Origin of the sequence: Streptomyces sp. NPDC085944 (genome assembly GCF_040686295.1) — a bacterium.
Taxonomy (GTDB): domain Bacteria; phylum Actinomycetota; class Actinomycetes; order Streptomycetales; family Streptomycetaceae; genus Streptomyces; species Streptomyces salinarius.
Genome location: NZ_JBFBJX010000003.1, coordinates 173,211 through 189,371 on the forward strand (window position 1 = coordinate 173,211; position 16,161 = coordinate 189,371).

The window sequence follows — 16,161 nt, forward strand, 5'->3', positions numbered from 1 at the left end:
AGTCATGGACCGCCGCATTTTCGGGCTGGAGAACGAGTACGGCGTCACGTGCACGTTCAGGGGACAGCGCCGCCTGTCGCCTGACGAGGTGGCGCGGTACCTCTTCCGCCGTGTCGTGTCATGGGGCCGCAGCAGCAACGTCTTTCTGCGCAATGGTGCCCGCCTGTATCTCGACGTGGGATCACATCCGGAATACGCGACACCCGAGTGTGACAACGTGACCGAACTCGTCACCCACGACAAGGCGGGCGAGCGCATTCTCGAAGGACTCCTGGTGGACGCCGAACGACGCCTGCACGAGGAGGGAATCGCGGGCGACGTCTACCTCTTCAAGAACAACACCGACTCCGCGGGCAACTCGTACGGTTGTCACGAGAATTATCTCGTGGCCCGGCACGGGGAGTTTTCGCGGCTGGCGGACATCCTGATTCCGTTCCTGGTGACGAGGCAGTTGCTCTGCGGTGCCGGCAAGGTGCTGCAGACGCCGCGCGGTGCGGTGTACTGCGTCAGCCAGCGGGCGGAGCACATCTGGGAGGGTGTCTCCTCGGCGACGACCCGGTCCCGGCCGATCATCAACACGCGTGACGAGCCGCACGCCGACGCGGAGCGCTACCGGCGGCTGCACGTCATCGTGGGCGACTCGAACATGTCCGAGACGACGATGCTGCTCAAGGTCGGTGCGACCGACCTGGTGCTGCGCATGATCGAGGCGGGCACGGTGATGCGGGACCTGACCCTGGAGAACCCGATCCGGGCGATCCGCGAGGTCAGCCACGACATCACCGGGCGGCGCAAGGTGCGTCTGGCCAGTGGCCGGGAGGCGTCCGCGCTGGAGGTGCAGCGGGAGTACTACGAGAAGGCCGTCGACTTCGTCGACCGCCGCGGTATCCGCACCGGCACGGTGGAGCGGGTGCTGGAGCTGTGGGGTCGCACGCTGGAGGCGATCGAGGCGGAGGACCTGGACCGTATCGACACCGAGATCGACTGGGTCATGAAGTACAAGCTCCTGGAGCGGTACCGGGCCAAGCACAACATGACCATGTCGCATCCGCGGGTCGCGCAGATAGACCTCGCCTACCACGACATCCACCGTCGTCGTGGTCTGTACTACCTGCTCGAGAAGAAGGGCCAGGCCGCCCGGGTCGCCAACGACCTGAAGATCTTCGAGGGCAAGTCCGTCCCGCCGCAGACCACTCGGGCCCGGCTGCGCGGCGACTTCATTCGGCGGGCCCAGGAGCAGCGCCGGGACTTCACGGTCGACTGGGTCCACCTCAAGCTCAACGACCAGGCGCAGCGCACCGTGTTGTGCAAGGACCCGTTCCGGTCGGTGGACGACCGGGTGGAGAAGCTGATCGCCGGGATGTGACCCCGACGGGGTGAGAGCCGGGCCTTTCGCGCGAGAGGGCGGAACGCCACACGGGCACCGTACGTTAGCCGTACGGTGCCCTTCTCACGCCGTAGAGTTGCGCGCACGCCAGCCATCAGGACCGATCCGACACCGATACGAGGCCCCCACCGTGCGCCGACGTTCCCTTCTCATCGCCGTCCCCGCGGGACTGGTCACGCTCGCCGCCTGCGGTGACGACTCCGGCTCATCGAGTGACGCGAGCGACAGCGCGTCTCCGCAGGCGTCGGCCACCTCCGCGCCGCCTCCGCCGAAGATCGTCGACGGTCCGCTGCCGGCGATCACCGCGGGGACGAAGTTCGGCGAGAAGCCGACCGTGGCCAAGGGCAGCGGCGAGCCCTCCAAGGACCTCGCGGTCAAGACGGTCGTCGCGGGCGGCGGCAAGGCCGTCGCGGAGAACGACTTCATCGCGGCGAACTACCTGGGCCAGATCTGGCAGAGCGCGAAGGTCTTCGACAACTCCTACGACCGCAAGACCCCGCTCGTCATCCAGCTCGCGCAGGGCAGCATCATCGATGGCTGGCGGTACGCGCTCACCGGCAAGAAGACCGGCAGCCGCGTCGAGTTCTCCGTGCCGCCCACCTGGGGTTACGGGGAGCAGGGCAACGAGCAGGCGGGCATCAAGGGCGACGACACGCTGGTGTTCGTGGTGGACGTCCAGGACACCTTCAACGCGAAGAGCAGTGCCGACGGCAAGAAGGTCCCGCAGGACGACGCGGCCCTGCCGAAGGTCGGCACCAACACCGACGGCAAGGCGCCGTCCATCGAGGTGCCGAAGGCCGACGCGCCGAAGAAGCTCGTCGCGGAGTACGTCCTGGAGGGGGACGGTGCCGAGGTGGGTGCCCAGGACAGTGTGCTCGTGCAGTACAAGGGCGTGCTGTGGGACGGCGGCAAGGAGTTCGACTCGACGTACGCCCGCAAGCAGCTGACGTCGTTCTCGCTGCAGCAGGTCGTCAAGGGCTGGTCGCAGGGGCTGACCGGAAAGAAGGTGGGCAGCCGCGTCCTCGTCGTCGTCCCGCCGGACCTGGGCTACGGGGACAATCCGCCGGAGGGCAGCGGTATCGAGAAGGACTCCACGCTGGTCTTCTCCGTGGACATCCTCGCGAAGATGTGACGTCCGGGGATGTAAGACTTGGGCGTTGCCTTTCCGCAGACAAGCAGGAGCTGAACACGTGAGCATCGACAAGCCCGAGGTCGACTTCCCGGGCGGCGAGCCCCCGGCGGACCTCGAGATCAAGGACATCTGGGAGGGCGACGGCCCGGTTGCCGAGGCCGGTCAGACCGTGACCGTCCACTACGTGGGCGTGACCTTCAGCACGGGCGAGGAGTTCGACGCCAGCTGGAACCGCGGTACGCCGTTCCGCTTCCCGCTCGGTGGCGGCCGCGTCATCGCCGGCTGGGACCAGGGCGTGCAGGGCATGAAGGTCGGCGGTCGCCGACAGCTGACCATCCCGGCGCACCTCGCCTACGGCGACCAGAGCCCCACCCCGGCGATCCCGCCCGGCTCGACGCTGATCTTCGTGGTCGATCTGCTCGGAGTCTGATCGAAGTCCGTACGGACGGCGATCAGAGCCGGTCACCTGGGGTCCATGCCTGTCCGGGCATGGGCCCTCGGCTTTTGCCGCGCCGCCGCGGGGCGGTACGGTCATCCGTCGTAAGCACCATAGGGAGAAGGGCGTCGATGGCCATTGCCAAGGCCGAGCGGCTGATGAACCTGGCGCTGTGTCTGCTCGGGACACGGCGGCCACTCAGCAAGCGCGAGCTGCGCGAGTCGGTCGAGGCCTACCTCGAGGCGGGCTCCGACGACTCCTTCAACCGCATGTTCGAGCGCGACAAGGACGACCTGCGCGAACTCGGACTGGTCATCGAGACCGTGGAGAGCCTCGACGGCGAGATCGGCTACCTGGCCCGCCGGGACAGCAACCGGCTGCCGCCCATCACCCTGGACGCCGAGGAGGCCGCCGCCCTGGGGCTGGCCGCGAAGGTGTGGCAGCAGGCCCGGCTCGCCGGGGCCGCGAGCGGCGCGCTGCAGAAGCTGCGGGCGGCCGGGCTGCCCGAGGACGTCGACCCGTACGAGGCGCACGGTGCGCTGGAGCCCCGTATCCCGGTGCACGAGGCGGCCTTCGAGCCCTTGATGCTGGCCTGCCGCGACCGCCGGCCGGTCGTCTTCGACTACCGCAAGGCGAACGCCGCCCAGCCCGAGGCCCGGCACGTGGAGCCGTGGGCGCTGGAGTGCTGGCGCGGCCACTGGTACCTGGCGGGTTACGACCGCGACCGGGGTGCGGAGCGGGTGTTCCGGCTGTCGCGGATCACGGGGAAGGTGCGCTCGCGCGGCGCGCGGTTCACCGCACCGGTGCCGGACGTCGTCACCGTGCGGGAGACGGTCGCCGGCTGGGCGGGGGAGACCGCCGACCGTTCCGCGCTGATCCGGCTGCGCACGGGCGCGGGGTACCCCCTTCGGGCGAAGGCCACCGGGGTGCGGGAACTCGGTGACGGCTGGGACGAGTTGGAGATTCCGTACGGGCACGGCCTGGACGCCTGGCTGGTGGAGTTCGGGCCGGACGTGGTGGTGCTGGAGCCGGCGGAGTTGCGTGCGGACGTGGTGGACCGGCTGCGTGCCGTCGCCAAGGGCTGAGGGGGAGCGGACAACACAGTGGCAGGCAAACCGGTCAGGCCCGTGAACGCCATCGACCAGACACGTCGGATGCTGTCCCTGGTGACGTATCTGCGCGAGCGTCCCGGGGCCCGTGTCGAGGACGTGGCGCGTGCCTTCGGCATCACCGAGGACGAGCTGGTCTCCGATCTCGACGTGCTTCCGATGTGCGGCACCAGCTTCCGCGGCGGCGACCTCCTCGACATCGACACCGACGGCGAGCGCATCTGGTGGCACAATCCCGCCGCGCTGGGCGCGGACGCCGCCGAGCCGCTGCGGCTCGCCGCCGACGAGGCGACCGCGCTGCTGGTCGCCGCCCGGGCCGTGGCGACCCTGCCCGGGCTGCGCGAGAGCGACCGGCAGGCGCTGCTGCGGGCGACCGCGAAGGTGGAGACCTCGGCCGGGGAGGCCGCCGGCGCCAGCTCGCGCCTGTCCGTCACCTTCGAGTCCGAGGGCGGTGTCTTCGCCGACGTCGACCGGGCCATCTCGGAGCGCCGTCGGCTGTGGATCCGCTACTACTCACCGGCCCGCGACGAGGTCACCGAGCGGGAGATCGACCCCATCCGGCTGGTCAGCGTCGGGCACACCTATGTGGAGGCGTGGTGCCGCCGCTCGGAGGCCCGGCGCACCTTCCGGCTGGACCGGGTGGCCGAGATCCGCATCCTGGACGAGCCGTCCGCGCCGCCGGAGGTGGAGCTGCGGGACCTGTCGGAGGGTCTGGTGCAGCCGGCCGCCGAGGACCCCGAGGTGGTCGTGGAGGTCGGCCCGGGGGGGCGCTGGGTGGCCGAGTACTACCCGCACGACAGCGCGGATGAACTTCCCGACGGCGGCCTGCGTATCACCCTGCGCACGCCCGACCCGGCCTCCCTGCGGAGGCTGGCGCTGCGGCTCGGGCGCGACGGGCGGATCGTCTCCCCGTCCGCGCTCGCCGACAGTGCCCGGCAGGCCGCCCGCGAGGCGCTGGCCGCGTACGACGGCGTGGAGGCGGCCGGGGAGCACGGCGACGCCGGGACGGTCGCCGGGGCCGGTACGCGCCGGGGCGCGGGGGCGGTCGACGGGCGGCACGACAGGCAGGAGCGAGCACTGTGAGCGACCCCCTGGGACCGACGGGACCAGCAAGGACGCCCGGACAGTCCGGGCCGGGCATGACGGCGGCGACCGCGTTCGCCGGCATGAGACGTGTGTCACCGGTCGTCTTCAAGGCGGGCTGCCCGGAGTGCCGGGGCCGGTTCGAACTCGCCGCCAGCGCCCTGCGCCTGGCGATCGGCGCCACGAGCCGCACCACGTTCTACTCGTTCACCTGCCCCGACTGCGGGTCGGCCGTGCGCAAGCCGGCCGGGGAGCGGGTCGTGGAGCTGCTCACCGGCGGCGGGGTCAGGACGCTGCGGCTGCACTCCACCGTCTAGTCTCGACCTCATGTTCTGGCCGATGTTCGCGGTTGCCGTGGGTTTCCTGGGTCTTGCCGTCCTCGCGGTGTTCGCCGTGAAGGTGTTCGTGGAGGCCGAGCGCCTCGGCCGGCAGGTGACGGACTCCGCCCGCCGGATCAGCCGTGCCGCGGAGGACCTGGAGCGAGCGACCGAGAGCGCCGCCCGTGCTGTGGACGCCTTGTGATCCGTGTGAACCCCACCGCGGACCGACGCCGGTGCCCCGACGGGCGGGGTGAGTTATGTTTTGGGGCACTTCGCCCTGTCACCTCACGGGTTTCGGACGGTACGCTGCTGGTCGCGGCCAGGAAAACGAGGCCCGGTCGCGGACGGGAGTACGCACGGGGATTGCCTCGCGTTCACCCCTGAGCGTTACGATCGCTGCACAACACGATCGATCGGACACCTGTCCGACCGGTCGGACAGCACCCCCACCCAGCCGCCTCGGTGAGAAGGTAAAGACTTATGTTCGGAAGGCTCGGCGCCCCCGAGATCATTCTCATCCTCGTCGTCATCATCCTGCTGTTCGGCGCGAAGAAGCTTCCGGACATGGCGCGGTCGCTCGGCAAGTCGGCGCGCATCCTCAAGAGCGAGGCCAAGGCGATGAAGAGTGAGGGCAAGTCCGACGAGGCCGCCCCCGCCGACCCGCCGAACCCGGAGCAGTCCGCGGCACAGCGCACCATCCAGGCCGCCCCCGGCGACGTGACCAGCTCCCGGCCGGTCACCGAGCCGACGGACACGACCAAGCGCTGACGCAGGGCCGGTGACCTCCGGCCCGCCGCACGAGATGGGAACGTGGGTTGCTGAAGTCTGCCCGCAACAAGGAGAAGGATCCCGAGGGGCGGATGCCGCTCGCGGAACACCTTCGTGAGCTCCGCAACCGGCTCGCGAAGGCGCTGCTGGCCATCGTCGTCGTCACCGTGGCCGCCGCCTTCTTCTATCAGGAGATCATCAACCTCCTCACCGAGCCGATCCTCGAGTCGATCGGCTGCGACAAGTCGTTCGCGGAGCTGGCCCAGTCGGAGACCGGCTCGGAGCCGTGCGCGCAGATCACCATCAACGGTCTGCTCGGCCCCTTCACCCTGGCGCTGAAGGTGTCCCTGACGGCCGGTGTCGTGCTGGCCTCGCCGGTCTGGCTCTACCAGCTGTGGGCGTTCGTCGCCCCCGGCCTGCACCGGAACGAGAAGAAGTACGCCTACGCGTTCGTCGCGACCGGCGCCCCGCTGTTCCTCGTCGGCGCCTACTTCGCCTACGCGGTGCTGCCCACCTCGGCGAAGGTGCTGATCGAGTTCACCCCGAACGACGTCGACAACCTGCTGCCGCTGGACGAGTTGCTCGACCTCGTCACGCGCATGGTGCTCGTCTTCGGCCTCTCCTTCGAGCTGCCCCTGCTGCTGGTGATGCTCAACTTCACCGGAGTGCTCACGGGCAGCCGCATGCTCGGCTGGTGGCGCGCGATGATCATGGGGATCACGCTGTTCGCGGCCATCGCCACGCCCAGCACGGACCCCCTGACCATGCTCATGCTGGCCGGACCGATCTGGGTGCTGTACTTCGGCGCGGTCACCGTCGCGCTGCTGAACGACCGCCGCAAGGCCCGTCGCGAGGCCCTGGAGCCCGACGACGACGAGGCGTCCGAGCTGGACCTCACCCCCGAGACCATCGGCGAGGCCGAGGCCGTGACCACCGCCCGCGCCCTGCCCGAGCAGGCCACGACGGACCGCGTCAACGGGTACGACGACGTGACCTGAGGGACGCCGGGGCGGTGACCGCAGGCGTCGCCGCCCCCTCGGGGCCTCCCGCGGCCCCGCCTCGCCCCGCGGCCCCCGCGCGGCCGATCCGGATAATGATCGTCCTGTTGTCAGTGCGGCCCGGTACGCTCGAAAGCACGATGACAGAGGATCTCTCACCGGCCGAGCGGTACGCGGCAGCCCGTCAGCGCGCTGTCGAGCAGGCCACCGCACTCGCCACCTTCCGCGAGATGTACGACTTCGGCCTCGACCCCTTCCAGATCGAGGCCTGTCAGGCGCTCGAGGCGGGCAAGGGCGTGCTGGTGGCCGCGCCCACCGGCTCCGGCAAGACGATCGTCGGCGAGTTCGCGGTCCACCTCGCCCTCCAGCAGGGCCGGAAGTGCTTCTACACGACGCCCATCAAGGCGCTGTCCAACCAGAAGTACGCCGACCTGTGCCGCCGCTACGGCACGGACAAGGTGGGCCTGCTCACCGGCGACAACAGCGTGAACTCGGAGGCACCGGTGGTCGTCATGACCACCGAGGTCCTGCGGAACATGCTGTACGCGGGCTCGCAGACCCTGCTCGGCCTCGGCCACGTGGTCATGGACGAGGTGCACTACCTCTCCGACCGCTTCCGCGGCGCCGTGTGGGAGGAGGTGATCATCCACCTGCCCGAGTCGGTGACCCTGGTGTCACTGTCGGCGACCGTGTCCAACGCGGAGGAGTTCGGCGACTGGCTCGACACCGTGCGCGGCGACACCCAGGTGATCGTCTCCGAGCACCGGCCCGTGCCGCTGTTCCAGCACGTGCTGGCGGGCCGCCGCATGTACGACCTGTTCGAGGAGGCCGAGGGCCACAAGAAGGCCGTCAACCCCGACCTGACGCGCATGGCGCGCCTGGAGGCGAGTCGCCCGTCCTACCAGGACCGCAGGCGCGGCCGTGCCATGAAGGAGGCCGACCGGGAGCGGGAGCGCAGACAGCGCTCGCGCATCTGGACGCCGAGCCGGCCCGAGGTCATCGAGCGGCTGGACTCCGAGGGGCTGCTGCCCGCGATCACCTTCATCTTCAGCCGGGCCGGCTGCGAGGCCGCCGTCCAGCAGTGCCTGTACGCGGGCCTGAGGCTCAACGACGAGGGCGCCCGGGAGCAGGTCCGGGCCCTGGTCCAGGAGCGCACCGCCTCCATCCCGCGCGAGGACCTGCACGTCCTGGGCTACTACGAGTGGCTGGAAGGGCTGGAGCGCGGCATCGCCGCCCACCACGCGGGCATGCTGCCCACCTTCAAGGAGGTCGTCGAGGAGCTGTTCGTCCGCGGCCTGGTCAAGGCCGTCTTCGCGACCGAGACCCTCGCCCTAGGCATCAACATGCCAGCCCGCTCGGTCGTCCTCGAAAAGCTCGTCAAGTGGAACGGCGAGCAGCACGCCGACATCACCCCCGGCGAGTTCACCCAGCTCACCGGCCGGGCCGGCCGGCGCGGCATCGATGTCGAGGGGCACGCCGTGGTGCTGTGGCAGCGCGGCATGAACCCCGAACACCTCGCGGGACTCGCCGGCACCCGCACGTACCCGCTGCGCTCCAGCTTCAAGCCGTCGTACAACATGGCGGTCAATCTGGTCGAGCAGTTCGGCCGGCACCGGTCGCGGGAGCTGCTGGAGACGTCCTTCGCGCAGTTCCAGGCCGACAAGTCGGTCGTCGGCATCTCCCGTCAGGTGCAGCGCAACGAGGAGGGCCTGGAGGGCTACAAGGCCTCCATGACCTGCCACCTCGGCGACTTCGACGCGTACGCCCGGCTGCGCCGCGAGCTGAAGGACCGCGAACAGGAGCTGGCCCGGCAGGGCGCCAATCAGCGGCGTGCCGAGGCCGCCGTGGCGCTGGAGAAGCTGAAGCCGGGCGACGTCATCCACGTGCCCACGGGCAAGTACGCGGGCCTCGCCCTCGTCCTCGACCCGGGGCTCCCCGCCGGGAGGTCCAACGGTCACCGCGGCTTCGACCACCACGACGGTCCCCGCCCGCTGGTGCTGACCGCCGAGCGGCAGGTCAAGCGGCTGGCGTCGATCGACTTCCCGGTGCCCGTCGAGGCGCTGGACCGGATGCGGATCCCGAAGACGTTCAACCCGCGCTCGCCGCAGTCCCGCCGCGACCTCGCCTCCGCGCTGCGCACCAAGGCCGGGCACATCCCGCCGGAGCGGGCCCGCAAGAAGCGCTCCGAGGCCGCCGACGACCGGGAGATCGCCCGGCTGCGCAAGGCGATCCGCGCCCACCCCTGCCACGGCTGCGACGACCGCGAGGACCACGCCCGCTGGGCCGAGCGCTACCACCGCCTGCTGCGCGACACCTCGCAGCTGGAGCGACGGATCGAGGGCCGGACGAACACCATCGCCCGCACCTTCGACCGGATCGTGGCGCTGCTGACCGAGCTGGACTATCTGCGCGGCGACGAGGTCACCGAGCACGGAAAGCGCCTCGCGCGGCTCTACGGCGAGCTGGACCTGCTCGCCAGCGAGTGCCTGCGCGAGGGCGTCTGGGAGGGGCTGTCCCCGGCCGAGCTGGCCGCCTGCGTCTCCGCGCTGGTCTACGAGTCGCGGGCCGCCGACGAGGCGATGGCGCCGAAGGTGCCCTCGGGCAAGGCGAAGGCCGCGCTCGGCGAGACGGTCCGGATCTGGGGCCGGCTCGACGCCCTGGAGGAGGACTTCCGGATCAGCCAGACCGAAGGCGTGGGCCAGCGCGAGCCCGACCTCGGCTTCGCCTGGGCGGCGTACATGTGGGCGTCCGGCAAGGGGCTCGACGAGGTACTGCGCGAGGCGGAGATGCCGGCCGGCGACTTCGTGCGCTGGTGCAAGCAGGTCATCGACGTCCTGGGCCAGATCGCGGCCGCCGCGCCCGGTGCGGGCTCCACCGTCCCGAAGAACGCGCGCAAGGCCGTCGACGAGCTGCTGCGCGGAGTCGTCGCCTACTCGTCCGTGGGCTGACCCCGGCCCCGACACCCCACAGGCCCGGCGGGAATCCCCGCCGGGCCTGCCCGCGTTCCCGGCCGCTCCGGGCCGCGGATTCGCTCATCACGGTGAGTGATTGTCGTACGTCCTGATGGCGCTACTCCGTGTGTTCGAACGACTCCCCGGCGTGCAAATGGGCTCGACCATACTCCAGTCCCCGGGCCCGTTTCAGGTGCTTGCCGAATATGACACGGCGATGATCCCACCGGACTAAGCTCGCCCGCAGCGCACCGAGTTGAGGTGTAATCGCGCGCTTGTTCCCAATGCGCCGAACATCCCGACAACTCCCAGACATACCCCGCCGCAAGCATCCCCACCCCCGCCTATTCGTCTTCAGAGGGCCTACATGGTGAGTGTTGATTCCCCTCCAGGTCGCCGCGAACTTCCCTACGCGCGCGTGCTGTTGCTGCCGGCCATACTGATGGCCGCGGCCACCGGGGCCGCCGTCGCCCTCGTGACGGAACCGGCCCGGCTCGCCGTCGGCCTGTGCGGCGGCCTCGCCATCGTCCTGGTGCTCGTCGCGGCCGCCGAAGCCGTACGCCGCGGCCGTATGCTGCGGACCCTGCGCGCCGAACACGCCCGTCACAGCGCGTATCTGGAACACCGGGCCGCGGGCCACCACGAGGAGATGGTCCGCCTCGGCGCCGAAGTCATCCCGAACGTCCTGCATTTCATGCGCCGGGGCGCCACGCCCCGCGAGGTGATGAACCGCCTCGGCGAGATCGACCCCTCCTACCCGGAACTGGGCGAGCCCCAGCGCGAGCTGATCCGGATGGTCTGCGAGATCGTCGACCACGAGGACTCCATGCGCGAGTCCGCCGAGCGTTCCTTCGTCGACATCGCCCGCCGCGTCCAGGCGATCGTCCACCAGCAGCAGAAGGAACTGCGCGAAATGGAGGAGGACCACGGGCGCAATCCCGAGGTCTTCGACGACCTCCTGCGCATCGACCACGGCACCTCCCTGATCGGCCGCCTCGCCGACTCCATCTCCGTCATCGGCGGCGGCCGGCCCGGACGCCAGTGGCCCGAGCCGGTCGCCCTCTACAGCGTCCTGCGCGGCGCCATGTCCCGGATCCTGGAGTACCGCCGGATCAACCTGGCCTCCATCGCCAAGGTCAACATCAAGGGCACCGCGGTCGAACCGGTCATCCACGCCGCCGCGGAACTCCTCGACAACGCCACCCGCTACTCGCCGCCCGCGGCCAAGGTGCACGTCACCGCGACCGAGGTGCAGAGCGGTGTGTGCATCGAGATCGAGGACGCCGGCGTCAGCCTCAGCGAGGAGTCCCGCGCCCGCATCGAGGGCCTGCTCGAACAGGCCAAACGCGGCACCGACGTGCAGGACCTCGCCCAGCACCCGCGCCTTGGTCTGTCCGTGGTCGGACGGCTGTGCACGCAGTTCGGCATGGACGTCTCGCTGCGCGCCTCCGCGTACGGCGGCGTCCGCGCCATCCTCATCGTGCCCAGCAAGATGATGACCACCGAGCCGGGCGTCGGCCTCGCCCACGGCATCGGCGCCACCTCCATCCCCGCTCCCGGCCCCGACGCGCTGCCCGGACCGCAGCGCAAGCCCAAGAAGCGCCGCCCCACCAGCCCGCGGATCCCCGCCACCGTCTCCCTGGAGGACGACGTCCCCGAGGTGACCGAATGGACGGCGGGCGGTCTTCCGCAGCGCCGCAGCCGGGTCAAGATGCCGCTCAGCCAGCGCCTCGCCGAGCAGGCGGCCTGGGAGCGGGAGGACGCCGAGCGCGAGGCCCGCCAGGCGGCGGAACGCGCCCGCAACGGCATCCCGGCGCCCGCGGAGCCGGAGCCCGGGCAGGGCAAGGACCAGGGCGGCCTCCCGCCGGGCCACTTCATCGGCGCCTTCTGGGAGGGCCTCAAGCAGCACCCGGGCACCGCCCGGGCCCACCAGCAGTCCAGCAGCAGTGAGCCGGCCCACGCCCCGGCAGACGACGAGGGGAACCTCAAGTGATCGAGCAGCAAGGCAAGTTCGACTGGATGCTCCGGGACCTCTACGACGGCGTCCCGGGCATCGAGATGATCGTGGTGCTCTCCGCCGACGGCCTGCGCATCGCCCGCTACTCCGGCGACCCCGACGCCGCCGACCGCGTCGCCGCGGCCTGCGCCGGACTGCAGAGCCTCGCGAGCGCCGTCAGTCAGGAGATCCCCACCAGCGACGGCGACATGAAGATGGTGCTCATCGAGATGAACGGCGGCTACTTCTACCTGATGGCCGCGGGCCCCAACGCCTACCTCGCCGTGCTCTCCGACGTCCGCTGCGAACCCGGCCGGATGGGCCTGAGCATGGCCGACCTGGTCGCCCGGATCGGCCCCCACCTCACCAGTCCCGCCCGGCGCAACGGGCAGACCGTATGACCCCTCCCCAGCGCCAGAGGCGAACCCCCGGGCCGGACGGCCCGGCCGCGCCGGCCCCCGACGGCGCACCGGCCAAGGAGGGCGAACTCCGCAACCCCGAGCGGCTCTTCGTCATCGGCGGCGAAGGGGGCGGCGAACGCGCCGACATCGACCTCGTCACCCTGATCGTGGCCCGCGCCGACCCCCCGGTCTCCGCCACCCCGGAGCAGGCCGCCCTGCTGCGGCTGTGCGCGGCCCCCCTGTCCACAGCCGAGCTGTCGGCCTACCTGGGCCTGCCGTTCAGCGTGGTGACCGTGCTGCTCACCGACCTGCTGGCAAAGGAACTGGTGCAGGCCCGCGCCCCGATCGTCCGCCAGAAGGTCGCCGACCGAAACCTCCTCGAAGCGGTGATGCATGGACTTCAAAAGCTCTGACACGATCCCGGGCCCACGCACCGAGGACCGGCTGCCCCACACCGCCGAGGCCGCCGTGAAGATCGTCATCGTGGGCGGCTTCGGGGTCGGCAAGACCACCATGGTCGGCTCGGTCAGCGAGATCAGACCGCTGACCACCGAGGAGACCATGACCCAGGCCGGCATCGGCGTCGACGACAACTACGGCTCCGCCTCCAAGACGGCCACCACCGTCGCCATGGACTTCGGCCGCATCAGCATCACCGACGAACTGGTGCTGTACCTCTTCGGCACGCCCGGCCAGGAACGCTTCTGGTTCCTGTGGAACGGCCTGTTCGAGGGCGCCCTCGGCGCGGTCGTCCTCGTCGACACCCGCCGCCTGGAGGTCAGCTTCGACGTCATGGGACGCCTGGAGGAGCGCGGTGTGCCCTTCGTGGTCGCCGTCAACACCTTCCCCGACGCGCCCCGTTACCCCATGGCGGAGCTGCGCACCGCGCTCGACCTGCCCGAGGAGATCCCCATCCTCGACTGCGACGTGCGGCGCCGGGCCTCCAGCCGGGACGTCCTGATGACCCTGATGCGCTTCCTGCACGCCCTCGCCATGAAGGGTGCGCTGACCTGACCCGCGCGCCCCGCCGACACCCTCCACATATTTGACGTGATCCACATCTTTTGCTGCGGAGCGAGACTGTGACGCCTGAACGCCACGCCCCGACCGGAACGGGCGAACCCCTGCTCGAACCCCCGCCCGGCTGCCCCGCGCACGGCCTCGGGCCGGGCGGACTGCACCGGCTGCACGAGGCCGACGACCTGCAGGAGCTCTACGAGAAGCTGCGCGAGCAGCACGGGCCGGTGGCGCCCGCACTGCTCCACGACGACGTACCCATGTGGGTGGTCCTCGGGCACGCCGAGAACCTGCACATGGTCAGCACCCCCTCCCAGTTCTGCCGCGACAGCCGGATCTGGACCCCCCTCAACGAGGGCATGGTCAAGCCCGACCACCCGCTGATGCCGCACATCGCCTGGCAGCCCATCTGCTCCCACGCCGAGGGCGACGAGCACAAGCGGCTGCGCGGCGCGGTCACCAGCGCCATGTCCGACCTCGACTTCCGGGAGCTGCGCCGGCACATCAAGCGCTACACCCAGCGCGTCGTCAACCGGTTCTGCGAGGAGGGCCGCGCCGACCTGGTCGGCCAGTTCGCCGAACACCTGCCGATGGGCGTGATGTGCCATCTCCTCGGCATGCCCGAGGAGTACAGCGACCGGCTGGTGGAGGCCGCCCGCGACACCCTCAAGGGCACCGAGACGGCCATCGCCAGCCACGCCTACGTCATGGAGGCACTGGGCCGGCTCACCGCCGCCCGCCGGGCCGCCCCGGCCGACGACATCGCCGGCCGCCTCGTCACCCACCCGGCCGAACTCACCGACGACGAGGTCCGCGAACACCTGCGGGTGGTCCTGCTGGCCGCCTACGAGGCGACCGTCAACCTGATCTCCAACGTGCTGCGCGTGGTCCTCACCGACCCGGGCTTCCGCGCCCAGCTCAGCGGCGGGCAGATGACGGTGCCCCAGGCAGTCGAGCAGTCCCTGTGGGACGAGCCGCCGTTCAGCACCGTCTTCGCCTACTTCGCCAAGCAGGACACGGAGCTCGGCGGTCAGCGCATCCGCGCCGGCGACGGACTGCTGCTCGGCATCGCGCCGGGCAACGTCGATCCGCGCATCCGCCCGGACCTGAGCGCGGACATGATGGGCAACCGCGCCCACCTCGCCTTCGGCGGCGGCCCGCACGAGTGCCCCGGGCAGGACATCGGGCGGGCCATCGCCGACGCCGGCATCGACGCGCTGCTGATGCGGCTGCCCGACGTCCGGCTCGACTGCGACGAGGACGAACTGCGGTGGCGGTCCTCCATCGCGTCGCGGCACCTGGTGGAGCTGCCGGTGCGGTTCGAACCCAGGGCACAGCAGGACATCAGGCAGCAGCCGAGCCACGCGCCCGTCCCGGAACGGCGCGCCCCCTGGCACATCGGCATGCCGAAGCCGGAGCAGCGCACGCAGCCGCCGCTGCCGCCTCACCCGCCGCAGCCCGTGTCGGTGACGGCCGCCGCGCCCCAGCAGGTGCCGACCGCGGAACAGCCGCCTCCCCGCGGCGCCTGGCAGCGCTTCCTGCGCTGGTGGCGCGGCTACTGACGGCCGTCCCGGTCGCCGTACGCGGCCCAGTCCTCGTACGCCGTCCAGGCGCCGAGCGACCGGCCGCTGCGGAAGCGGTGCTCGCGCCCCGTGACGGGATCGGTGAACGCCAGCTCCCGCGCGAGCAGTTGCAGCGGGCGCCGGAAGTCGCCGGCCGGCACCGGGGCGGCCACCTCGGGGTAGAGGGGGTCGCCGAGGATCGGCACGCCGAGCGCGCTCATGTGCACGCGCAGCTGGTGGGTCTGACCGGTGCCGGGCACCAGCCGGTACCGGGCGAGCCCCCGTTCCGGCCGGCGGCCGAGCAGCTCGACGCGGGTCACGGCGTTCGGCTCGCCGTCCACCTCGCGGGCGGCGAGCACCCCGCGCTCCTTCAGGATCCGGCTGCGGACCGTCCGGGGGAGGGCGAGCGAGGGATCGTACGGGGCGACGGCCTCGTACTCCTTGCCCACACGCCGGTCGGCGAACAGCCTCTGGTAGGCGCCGCGTTCCTGTGGGCGCACGGTGAACAGCACCAGCCCCGCCGTGAGCCGGTCCAGGCGGTGCGCGGCGCCGAGCTCCGGAACGCCCAGCTTTCGGCGCAGCAGTGCCAGCGCGGTCTGCGTGACGTGACCGCCGCGCGGGGTGGTGGCCAGGAAGTGCGGCTTGTCCACGACGACGACGTGCTCGTCGCGGTACACGATCTCCAGCGGGAAGGGCACCTCCACCTCGGCGGGCAGCTCGCGGTGGAACCACACGAACATGCCCGGCTCGTACGGCGCGTCGCCCGCCACAGGGCGCCCGTCGGCCCCGACGAACGCCCCGGCGTCGAACATGCCCTCGACCACCCCGGCGCCCGCGCCCGACAGCCGCTCCACCAGGTGCTCCCGCACCGTGGACCACGGCCCGTTAGCGGGCAGCCGCACCCGCACCGCGTCGATGCCGTCGCGCTGCGGCAGGGGCGAGGGCGGGGGAGGGGTACGGCGTCTCATCACCGCCAGCGTACGAGGCGGTGACCTGCTGCG

16 protein-coding genes are annotated in these 16,161 nt (G+C 71.0%); 15 read left to right on the plus strand and 1 reads right to left on the minus strand.

What is annotated here, in order from left to right:
- The first annotated feature begins 4 nt into the window (after nt 1–4).
- The 15 genes from pafA (at nt 5) to AB0P07_RS07170 (ending at nt 15,160) form a co-directional block, all read left to right on the plus strand.
- On the plus strand, nt 5–1,366 hold the full coding sequence (pafA, locus tag AB0P07_RS07100) for a Pup--protein ligase (protein ID WP_061445640.1): 1,362 nt from the start codon (nt 5–7) through the stop codon (nt 1,364–1,366).
- A 151-nt stretch (nt 1,367–1,517) separates the two neighbouring features.
- Nucleotides 1,518–2,519, plus strand: coding sequence for an FKBP-type peptidyl-prolyl cis-trans isomerase (locus AB0P07_RS07105; protein WP_365546278.1), 1,002 nt, complete (start codon nt 1,518–1,520; stop codon nt 2,517–2,519).
- Nucleotides 2,520–2,577: 58 nt separating this feature from the next.
- Nucleotides 2,578–2,949 carry an FKBP-type peptidyl-prolyl cis-trans isomerase gene (locus tag AB0P07_RS07110; protein ID WP_064727030.1) on the plus strand — a complete coding sequence of 124 codons (372 nt, stop codon included), beginning with the start codon at nt 2,578–2,580 and terminating at the stop codon, nt 2,947–2,949.
- 137 nt (nt 2,950–3,086) lie between these two features.
- Nucleotides 3,087–4,040, plus strand: a complete 954-nt coding sequence (locus tag AB0P07_RS07115; RefSeq protein ID WP_365546281.1) for a WYL domain-containing protein — start codon at nt 3,087–3,089, stop codon at nt 4,038–4,040.
- Between the two features lie 18 nt (nt 4,041–4,058).
- Nucleotides 4,059–5,147, plus strand: a complete 1,089-nt coding sequence (locus AB0P07_RS07120) for a WYL domain-containing protein (protein WP_365546284.1) — start codon at nt 4,059–4,061, stop codon at nt 5,145–5,147.
- Between the two features lie 56 nt (nt 5,148–5,203).
- Nucleotides 5,204–5,464: a hypothetical protein gene (locus AB0P07_RS07125; RefSeq protein ID WP_061445645.1), complete on the plus strand. Its 261-nt coding sequence runs from the start codon at nt 5,204–5,206 to the stop codon at nt 5,462–5,464.
- Between the two features lie 10 nt (nt 5,465–5,474).
- Nucleotides 5,475–5,669 (plus strand): hypothetical protein, encoded by a 195-nt coding sequence (locus tag AB0P07_RS07130; protein WP_052837748.1) that lies wholly within the window; start codon nt 5,475–5,477, stop codon nt 5,667–5,669.
- Between the two features lie 278 nt (nt 5,670–5,947).
- A complete protein-coding gene (gene tatA / locus AB0P07_RS07135) occupies nt 5,948–6,235 on the plus strand; it encodes a Sec-independent protein translocase subunit TatA (protein WP_102930518.1) in 288 nt (95 codons plus the stop codon).
- Between the two features lie 47 nt (nt 6,236–6,282).
- Complete coding sequence (gene tatC / locus AB0P07_RS07140) at nt 6,283–7,233, plus strand: twin-arginine translocase subunit TatC (RefSeq protein WP_365546287.1); 951 nt, start codon at nt 6,283–6,285, stop codon at nt 7,231–7,233.
- A 95-nt stretch (nt 7,234–7,328) separates the two neighbouring features.
- Nucleotides 7,329–10,181: a DEAD/DEAH box helicase gene (locus AB0P07_RS07145; RefSeq protein WP_365546290.1), complete on the plus strand. Its 2,853-nt coding sequence runs from the start codon at nt 7,329–7,331 to the stop codon at nt 10,179–10,181.
- Nucleotides 10,182–10,551: 370 nt separating this feature from the next.
- On the plus strand, nt 10,552–12,177 hold the full coding sequence (locus AB0P07_RS07150; RefSeq protein ID WP_365546293.1) for an ATP-binding protein: 1,626 nt from the start codon (nt 10,552–10,554) through the stop codon (nt 12,175–12,177).
- Nucleotides 12,174–12,581 carry a roadblock/LC7 domain-containing protein gene (locus tag AB0P07_RS07155; RefSeq protein ID WP_003977197.1) on the plus strand — a complete coding sequence of 136 codons (408 nt, stop codon included), beginning with the start codon at nt 12,174–12,176 and terminating at the stop codon, nt 12,579–12,581. Before AB0P07_RS07150 ends, AB0P07_RS07155 begins: the two co-directional genes overlap by 4 nt.
- On the plus strand, nt 12,578–12,994 hold the full coding sequence (locus AB0P07_RS07160; RefSeq protein WP_125633060.1) for a DUF742 domain-containing protein: 417 nt from the start codon (nt 12,578–12,580) through the stop codon (nt 12,992–12,994). The genes AB0P07_RS07155 and AB0P07_RS07160 overlap by 4 nt, the downstream gene beginning before the upstream one ends.
- Complete coding sequence (locus AB0P07_RS07165) at nt 12,975–13,595, plus strand: ATP/GTP-binding protein (protein WP_061445651.1); 621 nt, start codon at nt 12,975–12,977, stop codon at nt 13,593–13,595. The genes AB0P07_RS07160 and AB0P07_RS07165 overlap by 20 nt, the downstream gene beginning before the upstream one ends.
- 68 nt (nt 13,596–13,663) lie before the next feature.
- On the plus strand, nt 13,664–15,160 hold the full coding sequence (locus tag AB0P07_RS07170) for a cytochrome P450 (protein WP_365546298.1): 1,497 nt from the start codon (nt 13,664–13,666) through the stop codon (nt 15,158–15,160).
- Here AB0P07_RS07170 and AB0P07_RS07175 read toward each other — a convergent pair.
- The gene (locus tag AB0P07_RS07175; RefSeq protein WP_365546300.1) at nt 15,154–16,128 is read right to left on the minus strand and encodes an RluA family pseudouridine synthase; all 975 of its coding nucleotides are present in this window, start codon (nt 16,126–16,128) and stop codon (nt 15,154–15,156) included. The genes AB0P07_RS07170 and AB0P07_RS07175 overlap by 7 nt on opposite strands.
- Nucleotides 16,129–16,161: the final 33 nt, after the last annotated feature.

Excerpts from the sequence above, each read along its gene's own strand:
- AB0P07_RS07130 (WP_052837748.1), top strand. The coding sequence starts at position 5,475 with ATGTTCTGGCCGATGTTCGCGGTTGCCGTGGGTTTCCTGGGTCTTGCC.
- pafA (WP_061445640.1), top strand. The coding sequence starts at position 5 with ATGGACCGCCGCATTTTCGGGCTGGAGAACGAGTACGGCGTCACGTGC.
- AB0P07_RS07125 (WP_061445645.1), top strand. The coding sequence starts at position 5,204 with ATGACGGCGGCGACCGCGTTCGCCGGCATGAGACGTGTGTCACCGGTC.
- AB0P07_RS07145 (WP_365546290.1), top strand. The coding sequence starts at position 7,329 with ATGATCGTCCTGTTGTCAGTGCGGCCCGGTACGCTCGAAAGCACGATG.
- AB0P07_RS07115 (WP_365546281.1), top strand. The coding sequence starts at position 3,087 with ATGGCCATTGCCAAGGCCGAGCGGCTGATGAACCTGGCGCTGTGTCTG.
- AB0P07_RS07165 (WP_061445651.1), top strand. The coding sequence starts at position 12,975 with ATGGACTTCAAAAGCTCTGACACGATCCCGGGCCCACGCACCGAGGAC.
- AB0P07_RS07175 (WP_365546300.1), bottom strand. The coding sequence starts at position 16,128 with ATGAGACGCCGTACCCCTCCCCCGCCCTCGCCCCTGCCGCAGCGCGAC.
- tatA (WP_102930518.1), top strand. The coding sequence starts at position 5,948 with ATGTTCGGAAGGCTCGGCGCCCCCGAGATCATTCTCATCCTCGTCGTC.
- AB0P07_RS07150 (WP_365546293.1), top strand. The coding sequence starts at position 10,552 with ATGGTGAGTGTTGATTCCCCTCCAGGTCGCCGCGAACTTCCCTACGCG.
- AB0P07_RS07160 (WP_125633060.1), top strand. The coding sequence starts at position 12,578 with ATGACCCCTCCCCAGCGCCAGAGGCGAACCCCCGGGCCGGACGGCCCG.